The organism is Polynucleobacter finlandensis (assembly GCF_018881755.1).
In the GTDB taxonomy this organism is placed as follows: domain Bacteria; phylum Pseudomonadota; class Gammaproteobacteria; order Burkholderiales; family Burkholderiaceae; genus Polynucleobacter; species Polynucleobacter finlandensis.
On the sequence record NZ_JACVPS010000001.1, the window covers coordinates 57,500 to 82,746 of the forward strand.

Annotated in this window: 23 protein-coding genes and 1 pseudogene; 17 read left to right on the top strand and 7 right to left on the bottom strand. The window is 46.3% G+C overall.

Annotated features, from left to right (window positions below; translation table 11 throughout):
- Positions 1-81: 81 nt before the first annotated feature.
- Positions 82-1,380, bottom strand: coding sequence for a diaminopimelate decarboxylase (gene lysA / locus ICN49_RS00365; RefSeq protein WP_216164293.1), 1,299 nt, complete (start codon positions 1,378-1,380; stop codon positions 82-84).
- Entirely contained in the window at positions 1,377-1,568 is a 192-nt protein-coding gene (lptM, locus tag ICN49_RS11710) for an LPS translocon maturation chaperone LptM (RefSeq protein ID WP_223146601.1), read from the bottom strand. The genes lysA and lptM overlap by 4 nt, the downstream gene beginning before the upstream one ends.
- Before the next feature lie 47 nt (positions 1,569-1,615).
- Between lptM and cyaY the strand changes: the two genes are divergently transcribed.
- Positions 1,616-1,996 (top strand): iron donor protein CyaY, encoded by a 381-nt coding sequence (gene cyaY / locus ICN49_RS00370; protein ID WP_216164295.1) that lies wholly within the window; start codon positions 1,616-1,618, stop codon positions 1,994-1,996.
- A gap of 12 nt (positions 1,997-2,008) precedes the next feature.
- Here cyaY and aroB read toward each other — a convergent pair whose 3' ends face one another.
- From aroB to ICN49_RS00390, 4 genes are read right to left on the bottom strand one after another with little or no spacing between them, the layout of a single operon-like run.
- Positions 2,009-3,091, bottom strand: coding sequence for a 3-dehydroquinate synthase (gene aroB, locus ICN49_RS00375; protein ID WP_216164298.1), 1,083 nt, complete (start codon positions 3,089-3,091; stop codon positions 2,009-2,011).
- 7 nt (positions 3,092-3,098) lie between these two features.
- The gene (locus ICN49_RS00380; RefSeq protein WP_439650834.1) at positions 3,099-3,629 is read right to left on the bottom strand and encodes a shikimate kinase; all 531 of its coding nucleotides are present in this window, start codon (positions 3,627-3,629) and stop codon (positions 3,099-3,101) included.
- A 6-nt stretch (positions 3,630-3,635) separates the two neighbouring features.
- The gene (locus ICN49_RS00385; protein WP_216164300.1) at positions 3,636-4,745 is read right to left on the bottom strand and encodes a secretin GspD/PilQ domain-containing protein; all 1,110 of its coding nucleotides are present in this window, start codon (positions 4,743-4,745) and stop codon (positions 3,636-3,638) included.
- On the bottom strand, positions 4,742-5,422 hold the full coding sequence (locus ICN49_RS00390; protein ID WP_216164303.1) for a hypothetical protein: 681 nt from the start codon (positions 5,420-5,422) through the stop codon (positions 4,742-4,744). The genes ICN49_RS00385 and ICN49_RS00390 overlap by 4 nt, the downstream gene beginning before the upstream one ends.
- A 139-nt stretch (positions 5,423-5,561) precedes the next feature.
- Between ICN49_RS00390 and ICN49_RS00395 the strand changes: the two genes are divergently transcribed.
- The 16 genes and pseudogenes from ICN49_RS00395 to hisD all read left to right on the top strand — a co-directional run bounded on the left by ICN49_RS00395 (position 5,562) and on the right by hisD (position 24,085).
- Positions 5,562-7,898 (top strand): penicillin-binding protein 1A, encoded by a 2,337-nt coding sequence (locus ICN49_RS00395; protein ID WP_216164306.1) that lies wholly within the window; start codon positions 5,562-5,564, stop codon positions 7,896-7,898.
- A gap of 11 nt (positions 7,899-7,909) precedes the next feature.
- Positions 7,910-8,614 (top strand): transposase, encoded by a 705-nt coding sequence (locus ICN49_RS00400; protein WP_216164309.1) that lies wholly within the window; start codon positions 7,910-7,912, stop codon positions 8,612-8,614.
- Positions 8,615-8,808: 194 nt separating this feature from the next.
- Positions 8,809-13,554: a glutamate synthase-related protein gene (locus ICN49_RS00405; RefSeq protein WP_216164311.1), complete on the top strand. Its 4,746-nt coding sequence runs from the start codon at positions 8,809-8,811 to the stop codon at positions 13,552-13,554.
- A 47-nt stretch (positions 13,555-13,601) separates the two neighbouring features.
- Positions 13,602-15,065 (top strand): glutamate synthase subunit beta, encoded by a 1,464-nt coding sequence (locus tag ICN49_RS00410; protein ID WP_216164314.1) that lies wholly within the window; start codon positions 13,602-13,604, stop codon positions 15,063-15,065.
- Between the two features lie 10 nt (positions 15,066-15,075).
- Positions 15,076-15,930, top strand: coding sequence for an ABC transporter ATP-binding protein (locus ICN49_RS00415; RefSeq protein WP_216164317.1), 855 nt, complete (start codon positions 15,076-15,078; stop codon positions 15,928-15,930).
- A 2-nt stretch (positions 15,931-15,932) separates the two neighbouring features.
- The gene (mlaE, locus tag ICN49_RS00420) at positions 15,933-16,715 is read left to right on the top strand and encodes a lipid asymmetry maintenance ABC transporter permease subunit MlaE (protein WP_216164396.1); all 783 of its coding nucleotides are present in this window, start codon (positions 15,933-15,935) and stop codon (positions 16,713-16,715) included.
- Positions 16,716-16,736: 21 nt separating this feature from the next.
- On the top strand, positions 16,737-17,219 hold the full coding sequence (gene mlaD / locus ICN49_RS00425; RefSeq protein ID WP_215321296.1) for an outer membrane lipid asymmetry maintenance protein MlaD: 483 nt from the start codon (positions 16,737-16,739) through the stop codon (positions 17,217-17,219).
- Positions 17,216-17,968: an MlaA family lipoprotein gene (locus tag ICN49_RS00430; protein WP_255535345.1), complete on the top strand. Its 753-nt coding sequence runs from the start codon at positions 17,216-17,218 to the stop codon at positions 17,966-17,968. Before mlaD ends, ICN49_RS00430 begins: the two co-directional genes overlap by 4 nt.
- 53 nt (positions 17,969-18,021) lie before the next feature.
- The gene (locus tag ICN49_RS00435; protein WP_216164320.1) at positions 18,022-18,663 is read left to right on the top strand and encodes an MlaC/ttg2D family ABC transporter substrate-binding protein; all 642 of its coding nucleotides are present in this window, start codon (positions 18,022-18,024) and stop codon (positions 18,661-18,663) included.
- An 18-nt stretch (positions 18,664-18,681) separates the two neighbouring features.
- Positions 18,682-18,939, top strand: a complete 258-nt coding sequence (locus tag ICN49_RS00440) for an STAS domain-containing protein (RefSeq protein WP_216164323.1) — start codon at positions 18,682-18,684, stop codon at positions 18,937-18,939.
- A gap of 5 nt (positions 18,940-18,944) precedes the next feature.
- Positions 18,945-19,628 (top strand): annotated as a pseudogene (locus tag ICN49_RS00445) (ABC transporter ATP-binding protein); the annotation flags it as partial.
- Between the two features lie 64 nt (positions 19,629-19,692).
- Positions 19,693-20,481, top strand: a complete 789-nt coding sequence (locus tag ICN49_RS00450; protein ID WP_216164328.1) for an ABC transporter permease — start codon at positions 19,693-19,695, stop codon at positions 20,479-20,481.
- A gap of 33 nt (positions 20,482-20,514) precedes the next feature.
- A complete protein-coding gene (locus ICN49_RS00455; RefSeq protein WP_216164331.1) occupies positions 20,515-20,763 on the top strand; it encodes a BolA family protein in 249 nt (82 codons plus the stop codon).
- Positions 20,764-20,812: 49 nt separating this feature from the next.
- Positions 20,813-22,087 (top strand): UDP-N-acetylglucosamine 1-carboxyvinyltransferase, encoded by a 1,275-nt coding sequence (gene murA / locus ICN49_RS00460; RefSeq protein WP_216164334.1) that lies wholly within the window; start codon positions 20,813-20,815, stop codon positions 22,085-22,087.
- Positions 22,088-22,107: 20 nt separating this feature from the next.
- Complete coding sequence (gene hisG / locus ICN49_RS00465; RefSeq protein ID WP_215358857.1) at positions 22,108-22,734, top strand: ATP phosphoribosyltransferase; 627 nt, start codon at positions 22,108-22,110, stop codon at positions 22,732-22,734.
- Positions 22,735-22,762: 28 nt separating this feature from the next.
- Entirely contained in the window at positions 22,763-24,085 is a 1,323-nt protein-coding gene (gene hisD, locus ICN49_RS00470; RefSeq protein WP_216164336.1) for a histidinol dehydrogenase, read from the top strand.
- A 35-nt stretch (positions 24,086-24,120) separates the two neighbouring features.
- Here hisD and hisC read toward each other — a convergent pair whose 3' ends face one another.
- Entirely contained in the window at positions 24,121-25,188 is a 1,068-nt protein-coding gene (gene hisC, locus ICN49_RS00475; RefSeq protein WP_216164339.1) for a histidinol-phosphate transaminase, read from the bottom strand.
- Between the last annotated feature and the right edge of the window lie 59 nt (positions 25,189-25,247).

Below are 25,247 nucleotides of genomic sequence, written 5' to 3' on the forward strand. Positions count from 1 at the left end.
AGCAGCTCCAAAACAAAAACCCCGCTGAACTGAGCGGGGTTTTTTATTGCCTAAGATTGATTGCTTTTCAATTGAATATTCTTATTTGGGCAGAACCATTTCATGAGCGAAAAGGTCTTTCATATTTTCGCGGGCCCGAATGACGTAAGCATTTTTTCCATCAACCATAATCTCTGCTGGCTTGGGTCTAGTGTTGTAGTTCGAGGCCATCACAAAGCCATAAGCCCCTGCAGACAGAATAGCCAAAAGATCGCCTTCCTCAACTGCAAGATCGCGATCTTTTCCTAGCCAGTCACCGGATTCACAGACAGGACCAACGACGTCATAGGTCGAACTTTTCACTGCTTTAGTTTCCACCGGAACGATGCCGTGATACGCCTCATAAAGAGCGGGGCGCATGAGTTCTGTCATTGCTGCGTCAACAATACAAAAGTTTTTCTCTGCACCAGGCTTGAGATATTCCACCTTGGTCAGCAGAACGCCAGCATTGCCTACCAATGATCTACCTGGCTCAAGCACGACATCAAGATGTCCAAAGCCACGTTCAGCAACGCGATCAAGCAATGTATTTGTGAAGGCCGTAATGTCAGGTGGCGTTTCTTCGCCGTAGGAGATGCCAAGGCCACCACCTAAATCAAGATGATGAATTTCAATACCTTCTTTATGAAGGTGGGAGACAAGATCTAAGACCTTGTCGAGTGCATCTAAATACGGTGCAGTAGTGGTAATTTGTGAACCAATATGGCAGTCAATACCAACCACATCAATTTGCGAAAGTAAGGCGGCCTCACGATATGTTTTTAAAACTTCGTGATATGCAATACCAAATTTATTGCCTTTTAAGCCAGTAGAAATATAAGGATGCGTTTGCGCATCCACATCTGGATTTACGCGCAAAGAAATCGGCGCGCGACAGTTGAGTTCTTGGGCAACGCGGTTAATTTTATGAAGCTCTGCAATGGATTCAACGTTGATACATTTAACGCCCGCCTTTAATGCTTGGGCGATTTCTTCGGCGGATTTTCCAACGCCAGCAAATACCAGGCTTTGAGGATCGGCTCCGATTGTTAAGGCGCGGGCTAGTTCGCCGCCGCTAACCAAGTCAAATCCTGCGCCTAATTTTTTGAAGCAATCAATGACCGCTAAATTGCTATTAGCCTTCATTGCAAAATGAACGCGGGCGCGACGCTTGCCTTTGCCATCGAGGCAGGCGCGGTCATAGGCTTGGTAGGCCTCCGTTAACGCTTTTTTGCTATAGATATAGAGTGGCGTCCCAAACTCTTTTGCTAAATCAGCCAATGGGACATCTTCTGCGTACCAGGCGCCATTGCGCTCTGAGAATCCAGATAATGTGGGAAGAGGGATTACAGGGCTTTTCATTGCTTTACCGGAGGTGGAGTGGTTACGCTAGTGCTTTGGGGTGGATACAGCTTGCCTTTAGGCTCTGGCTCGCTTGGGGCTGTTGGTGCGGGCAGCGGGTTTGGTAAATAAAGCGGTCCTCTAACCCCACATCCCACAAGGGATATTAGGAGGCTAATACCGAGGGTTCTTATAAGAATCGCTATCATGAATGTCTCTAAAACGAATGATTGAATATAGCATGCAGGACTCGCCAATGAAGCCAAATAATGCCACTTCAGAACGGATTGATGACAAGCAATTTCATCAGTTGGGGGCTAATTTGCTGCACTCAATCGAGGTGGCTTTAGAGACTGCCGACGACGAACTAGATCTGGATCTAGATGTAGAGCGTCAAGGCGGTAATGTGATTAATATTCGGTTCCGCGATCGCAGTGTCATCGTAGTGAACACGCAAACACCATTGCATGAGATTTGGGTGGCAGCTAAGTCTGGCGGCTACCACTATCGCTGGTCGGGAACCCTAGTTGCCCCATTATGGTTAGACACCAAAACGGGACGTGAGCTATTGAGTGACTTATCTGAGTTTGCTAGTGCTCAGGCAGGTAAATCAGTCAAGATTGATTTGCTAAAGTAATTCCTGAATGCATTAAGCCGCGCCCGTGGCTTTTAGAGTTTCAAGCACGGTTGCATCAGCTACGCTCTTAATCTGTGCTTTGCCGATTTTTTCTAGAAGGACATAGCGGATGGTTCTGCCCTCAGTCTTTTTATCTACTTGCATGAGTTCCATGTAACGCTCGGCACCAAATTTAGGTGGCTTAATTGGAAGGCTCATCGATTGAATAATCTTTGTTAAGCGATCGACTTCCACTTGGGTGATGTGGCCAAGTCGGCAAGATAGGTCTGCGCCCAATACCATTCCGCAGCCTACCGCTTCACCGTGCAGCCATTCTCCATAACCCATACCGGCTTCGATGGCGTGACCAAAGGTGTGGCCAAAGTTGAGGGTAGCGCGAATACCACCCTCTCGTTCATCTGCAGAAACTACGGCAGACTTGATTTCGCAAGAACGCAATACTGCGTGAGCCATTGCTTCTGTATCGCAAGCCAACAAGGCTTTGGGGTTAGCTTCAATCCAATCTAAAAATTGGGCATCAGCAATTGCACCATGTTTAATGACTTCAGCCAGACCGGCAGACAGCTCACGTGGAGGAAGTGTTTTTAAAGTATTTAAATCTGCGATGACAGCTTCTGGCTGATGAAAGGCGCCAATCATATTTTTGCCAAGCGGATGATTAATGCCTGTTTTGCCGCCAACTGATGAATCGACTTGCGCTAATAGCGTAGTGGGTACTTGAATGAAGCGAATACCGCGCATAAAGCTAGCGGCCGCAAAGCCAGTCATGTCACCAATGACACCACCTCCCAGCGCAACCAACATCGTTTGGCGATCAGCGCCATGGGTCAGCAGGGCATCAAATATCAGCTGTAGATTTTTCCAGTCTTTATAAGATTCGCCATCTGGCAAAACAATTCTTCTGACGGGCTTACCAAGTTTTTCTAAAGTTTTCGTAAGGCGTTCGGCATAGAGCGGCTCGACTGTTGTATTGGTAACGATATAAATTGAAGTGGCTTTCTCGCAGGCGCTAAAAAGTGCGGGCTGATCAATCAGGTCCGTACCAATGTGGATTGGATAGCTTCTAATGCCGAGATCTACTTCAAGTGTTTTCATAAGAATTTCAGGAGGACAGTTCAAGCTGCATGATTAAAGTGTTGACCAATTGATTTACGCTGGGTTTACCAGTCTCAATCACATGGTCTGCGATTTCACGATAGAGGGGGTCGCGAATGGCATATAAATCCTCTAGAATTTTTTTGGCATCACCATTTCTTAACAGTGGGCGACCTTCCCCACCTTTTGTGCGATGCCAAAGTTCAATTGGGTTTGCATGGAGGTAAATGACAACCCCTCGCTCGCCAAGTGCTTTGCGATTTTCTGGAAGCAGCACTGCGCCACCTCCAGTCGCCAAAATAATATCGTGCTCAGCGGTAATTTCATTGATCGCTTGCGCTTCACGCTTGCGGAAACCTTCTTCACCTTCCATCTCAAAGATGACAGGAATCTTGACTCCGCAGCGATCTTCAATGACATGGTCAGCATCCAGAAAACGACGCCCCAATTTTTTGGCAAGCACTTTTCCAACAGTCGATTTTCCTGCGCCCATCAGGCCGATCAGAAAGATATTGTTGGATGAAGAGTTCACCCTCAGATTTTATTAGGGTTTATCAAGGACAGTGGGAGTTAAGAAGACCAGTAGCTCAGTTTTATCTTCTAACTTTGATTTATGGCGAAATAAATGACCTATGAGGGGAATATCGCCCAATAAGGGGACTTTGACTTCATCCTCGCGTTCGGTTGTCTGAAAGATGCCCCCAATGATGGCAGTCCCTCCATTTTCTACAGTGACTTCTGAGCTGAGGTTTTTGGTATCAATGGCATAACCCTGCTCAGTTTTCATGCCAATCGTGTCTTTATTGATGCCTACCAGCATGGATATCTTGCCATCCGGATGGATTTTCGGCAAAACCTCCAAGCGTAGATTGGCTTTGCGGAACTGCAATTTGCTGCCACTTTGGGAGGTGGTTTGATAAGGTAGCTCAGTACCTTGTTCGATCGTTGCCTTCACCTGATCCCCAGTCATGATGCGAGGATTAGAGAGAATTTTTCCTTGACCATCGGACTCTAGGGCAGAAAGCTCCATTTGCAATAAGCGGCTTGCATTCTTAGAAACCAAGATGGCAGCCAGGCTTGCTGGGTTGAAACCGCTGAGGCCAGTACCTGCTAAATCTAGATTGGCATTCAGCTTTTGGTCTGGATGGCCCCCAATCTCATTTGCTTGATACCCCAGCTTCATGCCGAGTTCGCGGGCAAATCGTTGGTCTGCCTCCACGATTCTTGCCTCAATGAGAATTTGCCTTGGGCTATTAATGTGGTCTCCTCCAAAGGGTAATGCGGCATCTTCTCTGCGGAATTTTTGAAATGCCTGTATTTCTGAATGAGGGCCAATCCAGTAGATATCACCATTGCGCGCCAATCGCAGACCCCTGCTAGCAATGATGGAATGAAGGGCTGTTTGCCAAGGGGTATTAGTCAGGTCAACTGAAATCGTCCCTTTGATAGATTCGCTCAAAAGAAAATTGGCTCCCCCTATTTTGGCCAGAATTTGGAGAAGTTCAGATAGCTCAATATCGGTAAATTGCAAACTGATAGGAGTATCCAGAGGCACTTGGGATGGGATAGTTGCCTTTGCTGAACCCAGCCAAAAACTGATGGAAAAGGCAAAAGAGGCGATACAAATTTGGAGCTTGAAGAGTGGTGGTTTCATTCGATTTTTGACGCTTTCAAGATTAAGGATTTACCTTTGGGGTTGGTGATAGTTGCTTGGGTTTTTTGGATTTCAGAAAGGCGCCAATCACCCAAAACTGGGCTTCCTAGTTGCAAGGAGAATCGAGCTTGGCTGCTGAGGAAAAAAGCTTGCTGGACGCCCCCAACTTGGGTCATCCCCAAATACCGCCAACGACGCAGTTCAGTCTCATGGGGATCGATCTTCGGGGCGCTTGAAGTCTTGGTCTGGGGTGTTGTTATTAATTTAGAGTGAATACTTACTTCTAATTCATCCATTGCTAGATATAAATCATCTTGCTCTATCTCTATATTATTTTGGTATTGTGCAAATTCTTTTTTGAGCTCCATCAGTTGATGTTGAGTCTTCTCAAGCGCGAGCTGGGAATCATTTTTGAACGGCTCAAGCGCTAAAAAGAGGATCGAAAATATGGCAACAGCAGAGCCTATCAAGACTAGAAATAGCCATATATTTTTACTCTTGGCCTGGAAATCAAGGCTCCCTAGAAGGTCACTTTTTACGGAGTTGGAGCTTGGGTAGGCAGGCTCCTTAGGCGCGGAAGATTTACGAATTCCATGGGGGTCAGGGATGGCGGGGTCATCCCCCAATTCACTGAGAATGTCATCAAATGACTGCGGGGAAATATGTCTCTTAGGCATATCTCATTGTTCAGTCGCCTATGTGGAAATGCCATCAGACGGGTCAGATCCTTCTGTCAGAAAAAGCCTGCAAGATTTTCTGAGTCCTGGGGTTTTAGAGTTTTAGGAAAATAGCCCAAGCACCCTATAATTTGAGCTTATGGCTCTCCCCCCAAAAGACAGGCCGCCGCTAAATCAGCGGTCGAATAGATTCCCTGATAGACGCCCGCGTCAATATGGAGTGAAGTCTGCCTCCAATGGGAAATCAGGTAGCAATCCATTAGTTAAGGCTTTGCTCATTATTGGCGTCGTGTTTGCTTTGGTGTTTACTTTGCTGCTGGGCTATGCCTTTTTGATCGCTAAACCAAATCTACCCAAAATTTCTGCGCTAACGGACTACAACCCTAAGACGCCACTGCGGATTTATACGGCAGATAAGGTTCTGATCGGAGAGTTTGGCGAGGAGCGGCGCAAAGTGATCCCTTTAAGCGAAATTCCGCTCAGTATGCGTAATGCGGTGATAGCCACCGAGGACGATCGTTTTTATTCGCATGGCGGTGTGGACTATGTGGGCGTTATAAGGGCAGCCACCGCCAATTTACGAGGCCACTTATCGCAAGGCGCATCAACTATCACCATGCAGGTTGCTCGCAACTTCTTCTTAAGCAATGAAAAAACCTTTAGCCGGAAGATTTATGAAATTCTGCTTGCCTGGGAAATCGAGTCACAGTTAAGCAAAGACAAGATCCTCGAAATCTATATGAATCAGATCTTCTTGGGTCAAAGGGCTTTTGGCTTTTCTAGTGCTGCCCAAATTTATTTTGGCAAAGAGTTGAAAGATATCAGCATTGCTGAGTCAGCTATGTTGGCGGGATTGCCAAAAGCACCTTCCGCCTATAACCCGGTTACCAATTTTCGCCGCGCAAAAATACGCCAGGAATATATTTTGCAGCGTATGCGGGATTTGTCTTACATCACGCCTGAAGACTATAAAAAAGCCATGACCGAAGAATTACATATTCGCGGTCTTGGTAATGAGTTCAGTACTCGTGCTGATTTTCCGTCAGAGATGGTGAGGCAAATATTGCTTGCCCAGTATGGGGACGCAATCTACTCACAAGGAATAGATGTCTACACGACTATCTTGAAAGCAGATCAAGATGCAGCTTATAAGGCAGTGCGTCATGGAATTTTTGAGTACGACTTGCGTCATGCCTATCGAGGGCCTGAAGGATTTATTGATCTTCCTGAGGACACTGTAAAGCGGCAGCGTGCAATTGATGAGGCTTTGCTTGCTTATCCACAGTTAGATGACTTGCAATCAGGCGTGGTGTTGGATGCCAAGCCAAAGGAAATGCAGGTCATGATCTCTACAGGAGATGTCATCACGATTAAAGGCGACGGCCTGAAATTAGCCTCAGCTTCTTTAACGGATAGCAGTCAACCGAAAAAACGTTTGCGCCCCGGTGCGGTAGTAAGACTGTTATTTGATAGTGGCGTTTGGAAATTAGCGCAGTTGCCACAAGTTGAAGCGGCTTTTGTTTCTATGAATGCAGAGACGGGCGCGATTCTTTCATTGGTCGGTGGCTTTGATTTCCGTCGCAATCAATTTAATCACGTGACCCAAGCCCTGCGTCAACCAGGCTCTTCGTTCAAACCTTTTATCTACGCAGCTGCGATTGAAAAAGGCTTCACACCCAGCACCATGGTCAATGATGCTCCTTTATCGATTGGCAGCATGGAGACAGGCAGTCAGGCTTGGGAGCCTAAGAACTACGATGGTAAGTATGAAGGCATGATGCGCTTGCGCACTGCCCTAGCAAAGTCTAAAAACTTGGTGTCCGTTCGGATTATTCGTGCGATTGGACCTTCCTATGCTCAGGAATATATTCAGCGTTTTGGTTTTGAGCCAGAGAAACACCCACCCTATTTAACAATGGCCTTAGGCGCGGGATCAGTAACGCCCTTGCAAATGGCATCCGCATATAGTGTTTTTGCAAATGGTGGATATCGCGTAGATCCTTACCTAATCAATAAGATGGTTGATTCGAAAGGAAACATTCTATTTGAGGCTAAGCCGACGAGTGTTGAAGATGGTGCTCCACGAGTGTTAGATGCCCGCACGGCCTTTGTCATGGATAGCATGTTGCAAGAAGTGACAAAGACGGGAACGGCAGCCAGTGCCAGAGCCAAATTGGGACGTAACGATATTGCCGGTAAAACAGGCACGACTAATGATTCTCATGATGCTTGGTTTGCTGGCTACAACCCTAAAGTAGTCGCGATTGCCTGGATTGGCTTTGATAAGCCAGCAAGCTTAGGTGATCGAGAGACTGGCGGCGGTCTGGCATTGCCAATGTGGATCTCTTATATGACTACCGCATTGAAAGATATCCCGCAAACGTCTCGCGAGGTTCCGACTGGTGTAACGCAAGCAGATGGCGATTGGTTTATTCCAGAGTTTGCGACAGGTGGCGGTACTCGCGAACTTCAATAGTTCGCATAGTCATGGCTAGACAGGCACGTACTGTTATTCCTGGTCAGGCCATGCATGTCATGGTGCGTGGGAATAATCGTGAAATGCTTTTTTATAGCGACGCCGATCGCAGAATATATCTAGACTGGTTGCGCGAAGCAGCCAAACAATTTTCTTGTGCGGTTCATGCCTACGCGCTAATGCCTAATCATGTGCATTTACTAATGACCCCGCAGAATGCAGATTCCTTAGCAAAAACGATGCAATCTTTAGGTAGGCGGTACGCACAGTACTTCAATCAGCAGCATCATCGCTCGGGAACGATTTGGGAAGGGCGCTATCGTTCCTCTCTGATTGACCCAGATTACTTCCTGCGTTGTCAGCGCTATATAGAGCTCAATCCAGTGAGAGCTGGATTTGAGTCAACGCCACAAGATTCGGGGTGGACTAGCTTTGGAACGCATATTGGTGGAAATGCTGAGCCGTGGCTGGTCGATCACCAACACTTTTGGAAGTTAGGTAATACGCCCTTTGAAAGGCAGATGAGTTGGTCAGGCTTTGTAAAAGAGGGCGCACCCCATTGGGAAGATCGGCAAATCACAGAATCTCTCATTCGCTCTAAGCCATGGGTGAGTGATATCTATGCTAAAAAATTGTTTAAAGACGATCCTGATCTAGCTCAAATTCGCTATCGTGGCCGACCCAGAAAGATAAAGTCTTTTAATACAGAAGCTTAGAGAATTCTCAGACCCAAGGGTATTACAGACGTAGGCGCTAATCTTATTAGTCTGTCCCCATTTTAATAATTCATTTTGGTGCGGTCTATAAATAAATGGGACAGACTCATTTTATTTCTATTGCATCAACATGGGTATTCACCTATATTTGATCCTCCAAAAGTAATCAGGCCTTTGTCGCCCTCGGAAATACTATGACTACACAAACAAATACAGATCTTCGTCCAATAGCTCAGGGCTTATACGACCCACGAAATGAGCATGATGCATGCGGCGTCGGATTCGTCGCGCACATAAAAGGTAAGAAATCGCACGAGATCGTTGCTCAGGGTCTGAAGATTCTTGAGAACTTAGATCATCGGGGAGCAGTGGGTGCCGATCCACTAATGGGTGATGGCGCCGGAATCTTAATTCAGATTCCAGATATGCTCTATCGCGAAGAGATGGCTAAGCAAGGCGTGACATTGCCACCATTTGGTGAGTATGGTGTTGGCATGATTTTTTTGCCAAAAGAAAACGCATCACGTTTGGCATGTGAACAAGAGTTAGAACGCACAGTGCGTTTAGAAGGCCAAGTTGTTTTAGGTTGGAGAGATGTACCGGTAGATGTGAAATTACCAATGTCTCCAACTGTTAGAAAGACTGAGCCATTCATTCGTCAAATTTTTATTGGCCGTGGCCGAGACATCATGACAACCGATGCGCTGGAGCGTAAGTTGTATGTGATTCGTAAAACCGCTAGCCATGCGATTCAGGATTTACATCTAAAGCATGGCAAAGAATATTTTGTTGCATCCATGTCTGCCCGTACCATTGTGTACAAGGGCTTGCTCTTGGCAAACCAAGTGGGCGCGTATTACGAAGACTTGCAAGATCCACGTACCGTTTCAGCATTAGCGTTAGTACATCAACGCTTTTCTACAAACACATTCCCAGCTTGGGAATTAGCCCATCCTTATCGCATGATTGCTCACAACGGTGAGATCAATACCGTTAAAGGAAACGTTAACTGGGTTAACGCACGTGAAGGGGCTGTTAGCTCACCAGTATTAGGCGATGACCTCAAAAAACTATGGCCACTGATTTATCCAGGTCAATCAGATACTGCTTGCTTTGATAACTGCTTAGAGCTGTTAGTTATGGCAGGCTACCCGTTGGCGCAAGCCATGATGATGATGATTCCAGAGGCATGGGAACAACACACATTAATGGATGAAAACCGTCGTGCTTTTTATGAATACCATGCTGCAATGATGGAGCCATGGGATGGCCCAGCCGCAATGGCCTTTACGGATGGTCGTCAAATTGGCGCAACCTTAGATCGCAATGGTTTACGTCCAGCACGCTATTACGTAACAGACGATGACTTAGTCATCATGGCTTCTGAAGCCGGCGTATTACCTATTCCAGAAAACAAGATTGTTCAAAAGTGGCGCTTGCAACCAGGCAAGATGTTCATGATTGATATGGAGCAAGGCCGCATTATTGACGACATTGAATTGAAAAATGCCGTTTCAAAAGCAAAACCTTATAAGAGCTGGATTGATGCAGTACGCGTTAAGCTGGACGAGGTAGATTCCAGCAAGGACGACATCGTTGATGAGAAAACAACCATTCGCCCAGCTGCAAAATTATTAGATCGCCAGCAAGCCTTTGGTTATACCCAAGAGGATATTAAGTACCTCATGGCGCCGATGGCAATGAATGGCGAAGAGGCTATTGGCTCGATGGGTAACGATAGTCCATTAGCCGTTCTTTCAAATAAGAACAAGCCGCTATATAACTACTTCAAACAGTTGTTTGCGCAAGTTACCAATCCTCCGATCGATTCGATTCGTGAAAATATGGTGATGTCATTAGTGTCGTTTATTGGACCAAAACCCAATTTGCTCGATACCAACAATATCAATCCACCAATGCGCTTGGAAGTCAGTCAGCCCATTTTGGATTTTGACGATATGACGAAGATTCGCCATATTGGTCATTACACCAATGGCAAATTCCGTTCGTATGAATTGGATATTTGCTATCCAGCAGTCTGGGGTAAAGCCGGGATTGAAGCGCGTTTGGCCTCACTTTGTGCAGAGGCTGCAGATGCTGTGCGCTCTGGCTACAACATCTTGATTGTGAGTGATCGCCAAGTAGACGAGAAGCACGTTGCGATTCCTGCCTTGTTGGCAACCTCAGCAATTCATCAGCATTTGGTTGAAAAAGGTTTACGTACCAGTGTTGGCCTCGTGGTTGAAACCGGTAGCGCACGTGAGACACATCACTTTGCACTCTTGGCTGGCTATGGTGCAGAAGCCGTACATCCGTATCTCGCGATGGAAACTCTGGCTGAATTGGCCAAAGGCTTATCAGGCGACTTGTCGGCTGAAAAGGCAGTGAAGAACTTTATTAAAGCCGTTGGTAAGGGCTTACAAAAAGTCATGTCCAAGATGGGCATCTCCACTTATATGTCGTATACCGGCTCACAAATTTTTGAAGCCATTGGTTTAAATCATGAAGTGATCGATCAGTATTTCAAAGGCACCCCATCCAATGTTGGTGGTATCGGTGTATTTGAAGTGGCTGAAGAAGCTTTACGCATGCACACAGGTGCATTTGGTGATGACCCAGTATTGACCAATATGCTTGAAGCTGGTGGTGAGTATGCATTCCGTATCCGTGGTGAAAACCACATGTGGACACCCGACACCATTGCGAAGTTGCAACACTCCACCCGTATTGGAGCTGAGAAGGGTTATCAGACCTATAAAGAGTACGCTAACATCATCAATGACCAAAGCAAGCGTCAAATGACATTGCGTGGTTTGTTTGAATTCAAGATTGACCCAGCAAAAGCGATTCCATTGGATGAAGTGGAATCTGCAAAAGAAATCGTGAAACGTTTTGCTACGGGCGCGATGTCTTTAGGTTCTATTTCTACTGAAGCGCATGCTACTTTAGCGATCGCCATGAATCGTATTGGCGGTAAGTCCAATACTGGTGAGGGTGGCGAAGATCCAAATCGCTACGTGAATGAGCTCAAAGGCATTCCTATTAAGAAGGGTGAAACTTTAGCCAGCATCTTAGGTAGCGATGTTGTTGAGGCGAATATTCCTTTGTTGGATGGTGATTCATTACGTTCCAAAATTAAACAGGTCGCATCTGGTCGTTTCGGTGTGACCACCGAGTACTTGCGTTCCGCTGACCAGTTACAGATCAAGATGGCTCAGGGCGCTAAGCCCGGTGAAGGCGGTCAATTACCTGGTGGCAAGGTTTCTGATTACATTGGTAAGTTGCGTTACTCAGTGCCAGGCGTTGGTTTGATTTCTCCGCCTCCGCACCATGACATTTATTCAATTGAAGATATTGCCCAGTTGATTCATGACTTAAAGAACGTCAATCCTGCTGCCGATGTTTCTGTAAAGCTGGTCTCCGAAGTAGGCGTTGGCACGATTGCCGCTGGTGTTGCTAAAGCGAAGGCGGATCACGTTGTGATTGCTGGTCATGATGGCGGTACTGGCGCATCTCCTTTGTCTTCGATCAAACATGCTGGTTCCCCATGGGAATTAGGCTTAGCTGAAACCCAACAGACATTAGTGCTCAACCGCTTGCGTAGTCGCATTCGTGTTCAGGCTGATGGCCAAATGAAAACTGGTCGTGACGTAGTGATCGGTGCTTTGTTGGGCGCAGATGAATTTGGTTTTGCAACGGCACCATTGGTTGTTGAAGGTTGCATCATGATGCGTAAGTGTCACTTGAATACCTGCCCGGTGGGCGTTGCTACCCAAGACCCAGAATTACGTAAGAAGTTTGCCGGCAAGCCAGAGCATGTTGTGAACTTCTTCTTCTTTATTGCAGAAGAAGCACGCGAGATCATGGCGCAGTTAGGTATTCGTAAGTTTGATGATCTGATTGGTCGCGTTGATCTTTTAGATACCAAAAAGGGTATTGATAACTGGAAAGTGCATGGCTTAGATTTCAGTAAGATTTTTGCTGCGCCACAGGTGCCCGCAGATGTTCCGCGTTATCAAGTACTCACACAAGATCATGGTTTGGCAAGTGCGCTCGACAATATCCTGATTGAGAAGAGTCAGCCTGCAATCCAGCGCGGCGAGAAAGTTTCTTTCATCGTTCCAGTAAAGAACGTCAACCGGACTGTCGGCGCGATGCTCTCTGGTGAAATTGCTCAGCGTTATGGCCACGCAGGCCTGCCTGATGACACTATCCACATTCAATTAAATGGCACTGCCGGACAAAGTTTTGCTGCTTTCTTGGCGCATGGCGTTACTTTGGACTTGGTTGGTGACGGCAATGACTACGTTGGTAAAGGCTTATCAGGCGGACGTGTGATTGTGCGTGCGCCACATGAGTTCCGCGGCGATACAGCTCAAAACATTATTGTTGGCAATACGGTTCTGTATGGCGCTATTGGTGGCGAAGCCTTCTTCAACGGCGTAGCGGGAGAGCGTTTTGCTGTTCGTAACTCTGGTGCCACAACGGTAGTTGAAGGCACAGGCGATCATGGTTGTGAATACATGACTGGCGGCACAGTAGTAGTGTTAGGCACAACCGGTCGTAACTTTGCCGCTGGTATGAGTGGTGGTATTGCTTATGTATATGACGAAGATGGCTTATTCGACAAGCGTTGCAATACCAGCATGGCTACTCTTGAAAAAGTATTGCCTTCTGCAGAGCAAATTGCCAAGATGCCTCAGGCACAGTGGCATGCTCCTATTGATGTTAAAGACGGTGGTGAGCGCTTAACGGACGAGCAAATTCTGAAGGGCTTAATTGAGCGTCATTTCCGTCACACCGGTTCAGAGCGTGCAAAAGCGCTCTTGGCCGATTGGGAAAATTCTCGTGGACGTTTTGTGAAGGTGCTCCCAACCGAGTACAAGCGTGCTTTAGGTGAGCTGTGGGAAAAAGCGCAAAACAAACCCGTTACCGCTTAATTTACTTAATCAACACAGACAGTTAGAAAAGATACTAAGGATTCGATATGGGTAAGGTCACAGGATTTATGGAGTTTGAGCGCGTAAATGAAACTTACGAAGCGCCTGCTAAACGCCTCCATCACTACAAAGAGTTTGTTGCTGCTTTAACGGATGAAGAGGCAAAAGTTCAGGGCGCACGTTGTATGGACTGCGGCATCCCGTTTTGTAATAACGGTTGCCCAGTAAACAACATCATTCCGGATTTTAATGACTTGGTATTTCACAACGATTGGAAGAATGCATTAGATGTATTGCAATCGACCAATAACTTCCCTGAATTTACTGGCCGTATTTGCCCAGCGCCTTGTGAGGCTGCTTGTACTTTAGGTATTAATCGCGCTCCGGTTGGCATTAAGTCAATCGAGCACGCCATTATTGATAAGGGTTGGGAAAGTGGTTGGGTTAAGCCACAACCTGCTAAAACTAAAACTGGTAAAAAAGTGGCTGTAGTTGGTGGCGGCCCTGCTGGTATGGCAGCTGCGCAGCAATTGGCGCGCGTTGGCCATGATGTCACTGTATTTGAGAAGAACGATCGCATTGGTGGTTTACTCCGGTACGGTATCCCTGACTTCAAAATGGAGAAGTGGTTAATTGATCGCCGCGTTGAGCAGATGCAAGCTGAAGGCGTCAAGTTTGAAACAGGTGTCTTTGTTGGTAAAGAAGCTATCGGCGCTGAAGTTAAAAATTATTCAACAAAAACAGTTTCACCAGATCAGTTGATGAAAGATTTTGATGCGGTAGTGATCACGGGTGGTGCAGAGCAACCTCGTGATCTTCCTGTTCCAGGTCGTGAGCTAGCTGGCGTTCATTACGCTTTGGAATTTTTGATTCCACAAAATAAAGAGAATGCTGGCGACTTTAAGAATGACATTTCTGCGGCAGGTAAGAGTGTGGTCGTGATTGGTGGTGGTGATACTGGGTCTGACTGCGTCGGCACATCAAATCGCCATGGCGCAGCAAAAGTCACTCAATTTGAGCTAATGCCACAACCACCGGAAGAAGAAAATAAGCCATTGGTATGGCCTTATTGGCCAACGAAATTGCGCACTTCCTCATCGCATGATGAAGGTTGTGATCGTGATTGGTCGGTCGCTACTAAGCGTTTTGAAGGTAAAAACGGCAAACTTGAGAAACTCATCTGCGTTCGCTTGGAGTGGAAAGACGGCAAGATGACAGAAATGCCAAATTCAGAATTCGAAATCAAGGCCGATCTAGTCTTCTTGGCAATGGGCTTTGTATCTCCAGCACAACAAGTGCTCAATGCTTTTGGTGTTGAAAAAGATGCTCGCGGTAACGCAAAAGCAACAGTAGAGGGTCAAAAAGCCTATCAAACGAACGTTGCTAAGGTGTTTGCTGCAGGTGATATGCGTCGCGGGCAATCTTTGGTGGTTTGGGCGATTCGTGAAGGCCGTCAATGCGCCCAAGCAGTAGACCAGTATTTAATGGGGTCATCTGTTTTACCCCGATAATATCGGAGATATGAACAGTAGCCAGCCAAACTCATTGGATGTAAGTAAGCAAGCTGCAGGTGAAGTTGTCGTCTCTATTAAAGACGTCAACTTTTCTTATGCACCAGGCGAAAGACAAATTTTATCTGGCCTCAGTATGGAGTTTCGACGTGGTCAGGTAGTTGCTGTGATGGGTGGCTCCGGATGTGGCAAGACCACAATCCTTCGTTTGATCGGCGGGCAATTTAATGCTCAATCAGGTCAGGTTCTATTTGAAGGTCAAGACATTGGCAAGATGAATGGTGCCAAGTTGATGGCTGCCCGTCGTCGCATGGGAATGCTTTTTCAGTTTGGCGCTTTGTTCACCGACCTGAGTGTTTTTGAAAACGTTGCTTTTCCACTTCGCGAACATACAGATCTCAGTGAAGAACTCTTGCACTCCTTAGTGCTCATGAAGTTGAATGCAGTAGGTTTGCGCGGTGCGAGAGACTTAATGCCTTCACAAATTTCTGGTGGTATGGCAAGGCGTGTTGCCCTCGCTAGAGCAATTGCTTTAGATCCACCGCTCATCATGTATGACGAGCCATTTGCTGGCCTGGACCCTATTTCTCTTGGTATTACAGCGCGCCTAATTCGCGATCTGAATAACGCCCTGGGAGCCACGAGTTTATTGGTTACGCACGATGTTGAAGAAACTTTTGCCATTGCTGATTATGTGTATTTCATAGCGAATGGCCGCATTGGTGCAGAAGGAACTCCTGAGGAATTGAGTCGCTCAACAGATCCTTTTGTCAGACAATTTTTAGATGCGGCGCCAGATGGCCCTGTACCCTTTCATTACCCAGGAAAAAGTTTAGAAGAAGATTTTGGAGTGAGCATCTCATGACCATGCTTCTGAATTTATTAGGCGATCTTGGATTCTTTGTGCGTCGCAATTTAAGCAGCCTTGGTTTGGCTGCTCGTATGTTTGCAGCAGTGATCGCACGCTCAGGATTCTTGCTCAAAAGACCGCGTTTGGTGATTGATCAAATTCTGTTTGTGGGCAATCATTCTTTTGTGATCATTGCAGTCTCAGGATTATTTGTTGGCTTCGTTTTGGGTTTGCAGGGTTACTACACCTTAAATCGTTATGGCTCAGAACAAGCGCTTGGCCTATTGGTTGCCCTCTCGTTAACTCGTGAGTTGGGCCCCGTGATTACCGCTTTATTGTTTGCCGGTAGAGCTGGCACTTCCTTAACTGCGGAGATTGGCCTGATGAAGGCTGGCGAACAATTAACTGCTATGGAAATGATGGCAGTTGATCCCTTGGGCCGTGTGATTGCGCCACGACTTTGGGCAGGCATTATTTCCATGCCAATCTTGGCAACTATTTTTACAGCGGTCGGTATTCTTGGGGGCTACCTTGTTGGCGTGCCTTTGATTGGAGTCGACTCCGGAGCCTTCTGGTCGCAGATGCAGGGCGGGGTTGATCTGTTTTCAGATATTGGCAATGGCTTAATTAAAAGCACGGTGTTTGGTGTGGCGGTCACTTTTATTGCCCTATACCAGGGCTATGAATCCAAGCCTACACCTGAAGGCGTTTCGCAAGCCACTACTCGTACGGTAGTGATTTCTTCTTTATCGGTTTTAGCATTAGATTTCTTGCTAACCGCGATGATGTTCTCAAATTAGAAAGAATAAACTGGGGCTCTTATGAGAAAAAGTGCAATTGATGTTTGGGTAGGAATTTTTGTTGCTATTGGTTTACTAGCAGCTCTATTTCTCGCACTGAAGGTTGGCAATATGAATGCAGTGTCATTCGCGCCAACATACAAAATTTCTGCACGCTTTGACAATATCGGCGGCCTCAAACCTCGCGCACCAGTGAAAAGTGCGGGTGTAGTGGTTGGCAGAATTGCTAATATTTCTTTCGATGACAAAACTTATCAAGCAACTGTGGTGATGACTATTGAAGATTCCTATAAGTTTCCGAAGGACTCTTCCGCAAAGATTTTGACATCTGGTTTATTAGGTGAGCAATATATTGGTCTTGAGGCGGGCGGCTCAGATGATATGTTGACCAACGGCGAAAAGATTGCGCAGACACAATCAGCCATTGTTTTAGAAAATTTGATCAGCCAGTTCCTTTACAACAAAGCAGCAGATAGCGGCCAAGAAAAGGGCGCAGCAAAATGATGTTGTTCCTTATGCGCAAAGTCAAGATGGCAGTCTTGCTAAGTTTGATTGCCTCCTTCGTTGGCTGCGCATCCATTCCTGCTGGCGTAGAGCGCTCTCCTCAGGATCCTTGGGAGCCATTTAACCGTTCAGTGTTTGAATTTAACGAAGGCCTAGATGCTTATCTGTTAAAGCCAGTGGTTGCGGGTTATCGATTTGTATTGCCTGAATTTGTACGCGAAGGAGTTTATAACTTCTTTAGTAATTACAACGACATTTACACCGCCCTATTTAACTTGTTGCAAGGTAAGCCAGACTATGCCCTTAATGACTTCATGCGGGTAGTGGTCAATACCACTATGGGGCTCGGTGGGCTTATCGATCTTGCAACTCCCGGTGGACTGGAAAAGCATAAGGAAGATTGGGGTCAAACATTGGGTGTTTGGGGTGTACCCTCTGGACCTTATGTGGTCTTACCTTTCTTTGGCCCAAGTAATGTGCGCGATACCTTTGGTACGGTGGCAGATTTGGAGTCAGACTATTTATTTAGCTTCGTGAAGGATATTGGTCTGCGAAATAGTATTACTGGTTTGCGTGTAGTGAACGCACGTAATACCTACTATGAGGCTGGTGATTTATTAGATGGCGCTGCAATTGATAAGTACAGCTTTATGCGTGATGCGTATATTCAAAGACGCGCCTATCAGATTGACGAGGGAAGAGACGACGAGGAGCCTCGAATGCCTCCTTACGAGAATGGATATCAGTAAGTCTGAGTAGCTCAATAAAATCTCATCGATATATAAATAACTAAATAGAACATATGAAAATCCACACAATAACTTCTAAATTTTTAGCCGCAAGCGCGTTATTAGTTTCTGGCGCCCTTTTCGCGCAGGTGCCCGATCAATCAACGCCCCCAGACGTCTTAATTAAGATGGTGGTTACTGAAGTGATGGCAATGGTAAAGGCTGATCCCGATACCCAAAAAGGCAATATTCCTAAGGTTGTGGATTTAGTTGAGAAGAAAATTGTTCCATATACCGACATGCGTCGCACTACAGAAATGGCGATGGGCCCTAATTGGAAAAAGGCAACTCCTGAGCAACAGGCTCAATTGACCTCCGAGTTTAAGAATTTGCTCATTCGCACATACTCGGGGGCTTTGAGTCAGCTACGTGATCAAACTGTGCAATTCAAAGCTCTACGTGCCGCACCTGATGACAAAGAAGTGGTTGTTAAAACCGTAGTGCTTGGTCGTGGTGATCCGGTGCCTTTAGATTACCGTCTTGAGAAAACAGCCACTGGTTGGAAGGTCTACGACATGAACATCATGGGCGTTTGGTTGGTTGAGGCTTATCGCAATCAGTTCTCTAACCAAATTAATCAAAACGGCGTTGAAGGCCTTGTGAAGTTTTTGCAAGACCGCAATAAACAATTGGCTACTGCTAAGCCAGTCAATTAATCATTCAGTATAGACATCATGCCCTTTCTTTTGCCTAAAAAAGTAACGCAAGAAAATGCTTTGCAGCTGCAAAAAGAGGGCTTATTAAATAGCCCAAGTTTGCGCTCGATTGATTGCTCTGAATTAAAAGACTTTGATTCGACAGTGTTAACTGTTTTGTTGGCGTGGCAGAAAAAACTAGTAGCTGAAGGCCAATTTATTTCGATAGATGGCGCACCGGCTAAGCTGAAGGTGTTGGCCGGTGTTTACGGTGTTGCTACATTGCTAGGCTTGTAATGGCGATGCATTCTGCAATATCTATTCAAAATATATCCAAGCAATATGGAGCACTGCAGGCCTTAGATGATGTTTCATTGACCATTGAGCCAGGAGAGTTTTTCGGTTTGTTGGGTCCGAATGGTGCCGGCAAAACTACTTTGATTTCTATCTTGGCTGGCCTGGTTAGGCCCACTCATGGTCATGCAGCCATTATGGGCGCTGATGTTCAGAAGGGGTTTCGTGAGGCGCGCCGGATGCTGGGCGTGGTTCCTCAAGAGCTGGTCTTTGATCCCTTCTTTACCGTTCGTGAAACTTTACGTTTTCAATCCGGTTATTTCGGGATTAAAAACAACGATTCGTGGATTGATGAGATTATGGCCAATCTTGATCTCACCTCCAAAGCGGATAGCAATATGCGTTCCTTGTCTGGTGGGATGAAGCGTCGAGTGCTTGTCGCTCAGGCTTTAGTCCATAGACCGCCAGTCATTATTTTGGACGAACCGACTGCTGGAGTGGATGTTGAGTTGCGTCAATCCTTATGGCAATTTATTAGTCGATTGAATCAAGATGGCCATACGATTGTTCTGACTACCCATTACCTGGAAGAGGCGGAAGCTTTGTGTCAACGCATTGCAATGCTTAAACAAGGCAAGATTGTGGCTTTAGACACCACTGCTAATTTATTAAGTCGTTACGGATCTGTCAAAAAAGATGGTGAAGGTAAAACTGACTTAGAAGAAGTCTTCGTCAACATCATGTCGGGGGTGCGCAATGAAGCATAGCCTTAATCGACCCGCCCTTGAGTACGGCAGCGGTTTCCCGACATTATTGTTTAAGGAAGTAAAGCGCTTTTATAAAGTGGCTTTCCAGACGGTCGCTGCGCCGGTGCTTACGGCAGTGCTCTATCTCATGATCTTTGGCCATGTTCTTGAGGGTAGGGAAGTTTATGGACGCTTAAGTTATACGGCTTTCTTAATACCGGGTCTTGTGATGATGAGCGTTTTACAAAATGCGTTTGCTAATACATCGTCTTCCTTGATTCAATCCAAGGTGACCGGTAATTTGGTGTTTGTTTTGCTGGCTCCCCTAAGTCATTTCGAGTTTTACTCTGCTTATATTTTGGCTGCAGTATTTCGGGGAATTGTTGTGGGACTAGGCGTACTGTTAATTACTATCTGGTTCGCAACGCCTACCTTAGAGTATCCATTGTGGATTTTGGCGTTTGCTTTCTTGGGTGCAGCAATTTTGGGAAGTCTTGGTTTGATAGCAGGTATTTGGGCTGATAAATATGACCAGTTAGCTGCTTTTCAGAACTTCATCATCATGCCTGCAACAATGTTGTCAGGCGTTTTTTACTCCATCCACTCTTTACCGCCAGCGTGGCAAGTAGTGTCACATTTCAATCCGTTTTTTTACATGATTGATGGCTTCCGTTACGGCTTTTTTGGAGTTTCAGATAACTCCCCTTGGAGCAGCTTAGTGATTGTGTTCTGCTTTTTTGTAGTGGTGTCAGTCATTGCTTTACGCCTGTTGCAAAAGGGCTATAAGCTCCGTTATTAATTGTTGAAAACCCGAGTTTGATTAGGAAAAGAAATGCTACCCACCCCAGAACAAATTGAAGACTACATCAAGCAAGGGATAACCTGCACCCACATTCAAGTTGAGGGCGATGGCCAGCACTTTTTTGCAACCATCGTGAGCCCTGAGTTTGAAGGCAAGCGTTTGGTGCAGCGCCACCAATTGGTATATGGTGCAATGGGCGATCGTATGAAAGCAGAAGTCCACGCCTTATCAATTAAGGCATTTACACCTGAAGAATTTGCACAAAATTCAGCGGCATAAAAAATACATCATCACACATTAATTAATAAGTTTTTACTGGAATCGTTTCATGGATAAATTACGAATGGTTGGCGGCACTCCTCTCAATGGAGAGGTGGTGATTGCTGGCGCTAAAAATGCCGCATTGCCAATTCTGTGTGCTTGTCTATTGACTGATCAACCAGTTGTATTGCGCAATGTTCCTGATTTGCAAGACGTGCGTACCATGCTCAAACTTTTGCAAGAAATTGGCGTAACGGTTGATTTTCCGAGTCCTGACGATCAAAGTCATATGGTGTTGAATGCGGCGGTCATTAAAAGTTCAGAAGCTACTTATGAGATGGTAAAGACCATGCGCGCTTCCATCTTGGTACTTGGCCCACTGTTGGCCAGAATGCATAGCGCTAAGGTTTCATTGCCAGGTGGTTGCGCTATTGGTGCACGACCAGTGGATCAGCACATCAAAGGCTTGAAGGCGATGGGCGCCAGCATCAAAATTAAGAGCGGCTATATTCAAGCTGAAACTAAGTCACAGTCAGATCGTCTAAAGGGCACCTCCATCTTGACTGACATGGTTACCGTAACCGGTACTGAGAATTTGTTGATGGCTGCCACTTTGGCATCGGGCACTACCATTTTAGAAAATGCTGCTCGCGAGCCTGAGGTTGGCGACTTGGCTGAATTGTTAGTGAAGATGGGCGCAAAGATTTCTGGCATTGGTAGTGATCGTCTGGTAATTGAAGGAGTGAAAAAACTTCATGGTGCTGAGCATTCAGTTATCCCAGATCGTATTGAGGCGGGTACATTCTTGTGTGCTGTTGCTGCCACTGGGGGTGAGATCACCGTTAAGCATTGTCGTCCCGATACTTTGGATGCTGTGATTGTTAAGTTAAAAGAAGCGGGTTTGCAAATGGAGGTTGGTCCCGACTGGATTAAGGCCTCGATGCAAGGTCGCCCCAAGGCAGTCAATTTCCGTACCTCTGAGTACCCAGCTTTCCCGACAGATATGCAGGCACAGCTGATGACAGTTAATGCAATCGCATCGGGTAACTCAACGATTACAGAAACGATTTTTGAAAACCGCTTTATGCACGTACAAGAGCTCAATCGTTTGGGAGCCGATATTGCCATTGAGGGTAATACGGCGATTGCTCAGGGAGTGGAAAAGCTCTCTGGTGCGATTGTGATGGCTACCGATTTACGAGCCTCAGCTAGTTTAGTGATTGCTGGATTGGCTGCCCAGGGCGAAACCCAGGTAGACCGGATTTACCACTTAGATCGTGGCTATGACCGCATGGAGCAGAAGTTAACTCTCTTAGGCGCCAATATTGAGCGCGTGAAGTAAGGCTGATGGATAATTAGTCCATGAAATTGACTTTAGCCCTCTCCAAAGGGCGCATCTTCGAAGAAACTGCAGAGATCTTATCCAAGGTCGGCATAGTGCCGCTGGAGGATCCTGAGAAGTCACGCAAACTCATTATTGAGACTTCTAATCCAGATGTCCGCCTGATTATTGTTCGCGCCTCAGATGTGCCTACTTATGTGCAATTTGGCGGCGCTGATTTTGGTGTTGCCGGATTGGATGTATTGATGGAAAAAGGGAGCGATGGTTTGTACGTTCCTTACGACTTGAATATTGCAAAGTGCCGGATGTCTGTGGCGGTTCGCGAAGGATTTGACTACGCGGCTGCAGTAAAACAAGGCTCCCGTTTAAAAGTTGCAACGAAGTACGTCAATTGTGCGCGTGAACACTTTGCCAATAAAGGTGTGCACATCGATACGATTCAACTATACGGTTCGATGGAGCTCGCACCTTTGGTAGGCTTGGCGGATGCGATTGTGGATCTGGTGTCTACTGGCAATACGCTTAAAGCGAATGGTTTAGTGGAAGTTGAGCCAATTGCTGATATCAGCGCTCGCCTAGTAGTCAATCAAGCTTCATACAAACGTAAGCGAGCTCAGCTACAGCCTATTTTTGAGCTACTGAAATAATAGTAGTCAGATCGAAAAGTCTTCTCCCATGCCCTCAAATATTAACGTAAAACGCCTCAATAGCAAGGATGCAGGCTTCAGAGAAACACTGTTGTCGAGTTTGTCCCTGCCGACTGCTGATGATGAGGCGATAGATGCTGCAGTAGTAAAGATTTTGGCAGCAGTTAAAGCCCAGGGTGATGAAGCGGTTCTGGGATTTACAAAGCAGTTTGATCGCTTGAATATTGCAAGCGTTTCTGATTTAGAGATTCCTCGCAAAGATTTAGAGCTTGCTTACAGCTCTTTATCTTCTGAACAAAAAAATGCCCTCGATATTGCTGCGCAAAGAGTGCGCGCTTATCACGAGCATCAAAAGATTGAAGCAGGTTGCCATTCTTGGGAGTACGAAGAGAAGGATGGAACACGTCTTGGTCAAAAAGTAACTCCATTGGATCGTGTTGGCATTTATGTGCCGGGCGGTAAAGCAGCTTATCCATCATCTGTGTTGATGAATGCCATTCCCGCAAAAGTGGCGGGTGTTGCTGAGGTGATTATGGTGGTGCCTACCCCTGATGGCGCGCGCAATCCTTTAGTTCTGGCGGCAGCTCATCTTGCTGGTGTAGATCGCGTCTTTACGATCGGTGGCGCTCAGGCAGTCGGCGCCTTGGCTTACGGTACCAAAACGATTCCATCGGTTGACAAGATTGTTGGGCCTGGTAATGCGTATGTGGCTGCAGCCAAGCGCAGAGTATTTGGCATTGTGGGCATCGATATGATTGCTGGCCCATCTGAAATTTTGGTGCTTTGTGATGGTTCAAGTAATCCGGATTGGGTTGCAATGGATCTGTTCTCTCAGGCGGAACATGATGAGCAGGCGCAATCGATCTTGCTGTGTCCAGATGCTTCATATATTGAACAAGTGCAAGCAAGCATCAATAAGCTCCTCCCAGAAATGCCAAGAGCAAAGGTGATTGAAACTTCGCTCACAAATCGCGCTTTGTTGATTCAGGTAAAAGATATGTCTGAGGCCTGTGAGATTGCGGATGCGATTGCTGCTGAGCACTTGGAGATTTGTGCTGCTGATCCACGCAAGTGGGCTGACCAGATTCGTCATGCGGGCGCCATCTTTATGGGTAACTACACCAGTGAATCATTGGGTGATTATTGCGCCGGTCCCAATCACGTTTTACCGACAGCACGTACTGCGCGATTCTCGTCACCATTGGGTGTGTATGACTTCATCAAGCGCTCAAGCATGATTGAGGTGAGTGAGGCTGGTGCTCAAACCTTGGGTGCAGTAGCGAGCACGCTAGCTCATGGTGAGGGCTTACAAGCTCATGCACGTGCAGCTGAGATGCGCTTGAAGAGGTAAGAGCGCAATCTACCTGCGCTTGCTTCTTAAAAAAATTAATTCAGGATTTGTTTTAAAGCAGCAACAAGTTCGTTGCTTTGTTCATCTGTGCCAATCGTAATGCGCAAGAACTCTTCTATGCGTGGTGATTTGAAATGACGCACGATGATCCCGCGATCCCGCAAGGCTTGATATAGCTTTGCTCCAGCATGCTGTGGATGGCGCGTGAAAATAAAGTTTGCAGTCGAAGGCAGAGTTGCAAATCCTAAAGCATCGAGTTGCTCAATTAACTTTGTGCGAGTTTGAATCACCTTAGCTGAGCTTGCTTCCAGATGCGCTTGGTCCTCAATGGCTGCAATCGCACCAGCTTGAGCAAGACGTCCTAAGGGGTATGAGTTAAAGCTATTCTTGACTCGTTCCAAGCCCTCAATCAAGGCTGGATGGCCAACAGCAAAGCCGACACGTAGACCGGCTAGAGCACGTGATTTAGAGAGCGTGTGAACTACCAACAAGTTTTCTGGACAGTTGGCGCCACGCAATAGTGGAACGCAAGATTCAGTTCCGTAATCTACGTAAGCTTCATCAATAACAACTACTGAATCTTTGTTGTGCAAGACTAGTGTTTCAATTTCTGAGCGGGGAATCGATCTACCAGTAGGAGCATTGGGATTAGGGAAAATAATTCCGCCGTTAGGAGTTTGGTAGTCAGCAGTTTTTATCTCAAAATTTTCGTTCAGGGGAACTATTTGGGCATTAATTCCAAAAAGTTTGCAGTAGACAGGATAGAAGCTATAGGTAATGTCTGGAAAATGCACTGGCTTACTTTGCTTGAGTAAACCAGCAAAGACATGTGCCAACACTTCATCAGAGCCATTGCCTACAAAGACTTGATTTGCATCTAAGCCATGTAAATTAGCGATGGCTTGTTTTAAGGCTGCACCTTCTGGATCCGGATAAAGGCGTAAATCCGCAGTATTTTGACCTTCAATAGCAGCAAGCGCTTTGGGTGATGGGCCATAGGGACTCTCGTTGGTATTGAGTTTTACCAGCCGCTGCATTTGCGGCTGTTCCCCCGGAACATAGGGGGTTAGGGTTTGAACAACGGGGCTCCAAAAACGGCTCATGAGGGTTCTCAGGTCAAAAATCAGGATAAAAGTGCAGCGATATCGATATTTAAATCTCT

Excerpts from the sequence above, each read along its gene's own strand:
- lysA (WP_216164293.1), bottom strand. The coding sequence starts at position 1,380 with ATGAAAAGCCCTGTAATCCCTCTTCCCACATTATCTGGATTCTCAGAG.
- lptM (WP_223146601.1), bottom strand. The coding sequence starts at position 1,568 with ATGATAGCGATTCTTATAAGAACCCTCGGTATTAGCCTCCTAATATCC.
- cyaY (WP_216164295.1), top strand. The coding sequence starts at position 1,616 with ATGAAGCCAAATAATGCCACTTCAGAACGGATTGATGACAAGCAATTT.
- aroB (WP_216164298.1), bottom strand. The coding sequence starts at position 3,091 with ATGAAAACACTTGAAGTAGATCTCGGCATTAGAAGCTATCCAATCCAC.
- ICN49_RS00385 (WP_216164300.1), bottom strand. The coding sequence starts at position 4,745 with ATGAAACCACCACTCTTCAAGCTCCAAATTTGTATCGCCTCTTTTGCC.
- ICN49_RS00390 (WP_216164303.1), bottom strand. The coding sequence starts at position 5,422 with ATGCCTAAGAGACATATTTCCCCGCAGTCATTTGATGACATTCTCAGT.
- ICN49_RS00395 (WP_216164306.1), top strand. The coding sequence starts at position 5,562 with ATGGCTCTCCCCCCAAAAGACAGGCCGCCGCTAAATCAGCGGTCGAAT.
- ICN49_RS00400 (WP_216164309.1), top strand. The coding sequence starts at position 7,910 with ATGGCTAGACAGGCACGTACTGTTATTCCTGGTCAGGCCATGCATGTC.
- ICN49_RS00405 (WP_216164311.1), top strand. The coding sequence starts at position 8,809 with ATGACTACACAAACAAATACAGATCTTCGTCCAATAGCTCAGGGCTTA.
- ICN49_RS00410 (WP_216164314.1), top strand. The coding sequence starts at position 13,602 with ATGGGTAAGGTCACAGGATTTATGGAGTTTGAGCGCGTAAATGAAACT.
- ICN49_RS00415 (WP_216164317.1), top strand. The coding sequence starts at position 15,076 with ATGAACAGTAGCCAGCCAAACTCATTGGATGTAAGTAAGCAAGCTGCA.
- mlaE (WP_216164396.1), top strand. The coding sequence starts at position 15,933 with ATGCTTCTGAATTTATTAGGCGATCTTGGATTCTTTGTGCGTCGCAAT.
- mlaD (WP_215321296.1), top strand. The coding sequence starts at position 16,737 with ATGAGAAAAAGTGCAATTGATGTTTGGGTAGGAATTTTTGTTGCTATT.
- ICN49_RS00430 (WP_255535345.1), top strand. The coding sequence starts at position 17,216 with ATGATGTTGTTCCTTATGCGCAAAGTCAAGATGGCAGTCTTGCTAAGT.
- ICN49_RS00435 (WP_216164320.1), top strand. The coding sequence starts at position 18,022 with ATGAAAATCCACACAATAACTTCTAAATTTTTAGCCGCAAGCGCGTTA.
- ICN49_RS00440 (WP_216164323.1), top strand. The coding sequence starts at position 18,682 with ATGCCCTTTCTTTTGCCTAAAAAAGTAACGCAAGAAAATGCTTTGCAG.
- ICN49_RS00450 (WP_216164328.1), top strand. The coding sequence starts at position 19,693 with ATGAAGCATAGCCTTAATCGACCCGCCCTTGAGTACGGCAGCGGTTTC.
- ICN49_RS00455 (WP_216164331.1), top strand. The coding sequence starts at position 20,515 with ATGCTACCCACCCCAGAACAAATTGAAGACTACATCAAGCAAGGGATA.
- murA (WP_216164334.1), top strand. The coding sequence starts at position 20,813 with ATGGATAAATTACGAATGGTTGGCGGCACTCCTCTCAATGGAGAGGTG.
- hisG (WP_215358857.1), top strand. The coding sequence starts at position 22,108 with ATGAAATTGACTTTAGCCCTCTCCAAAGGGCGCATCTTCGAAGAAACT.
- hisD (WP_216164336.1), top strand. The coding sequence starts at position 22,763 with ATGCCCTCAAATATTAACGTAAAACGCCTCAATAGCAAGGATGCAGGC.
- hisC (WP_216164339.1), bottom strand. The coding sequence starts at position 25,188 with ATGAGCCGTTTTTGGAGCCCCGTTGTTCAAACCCTAACCCCCTATGTT.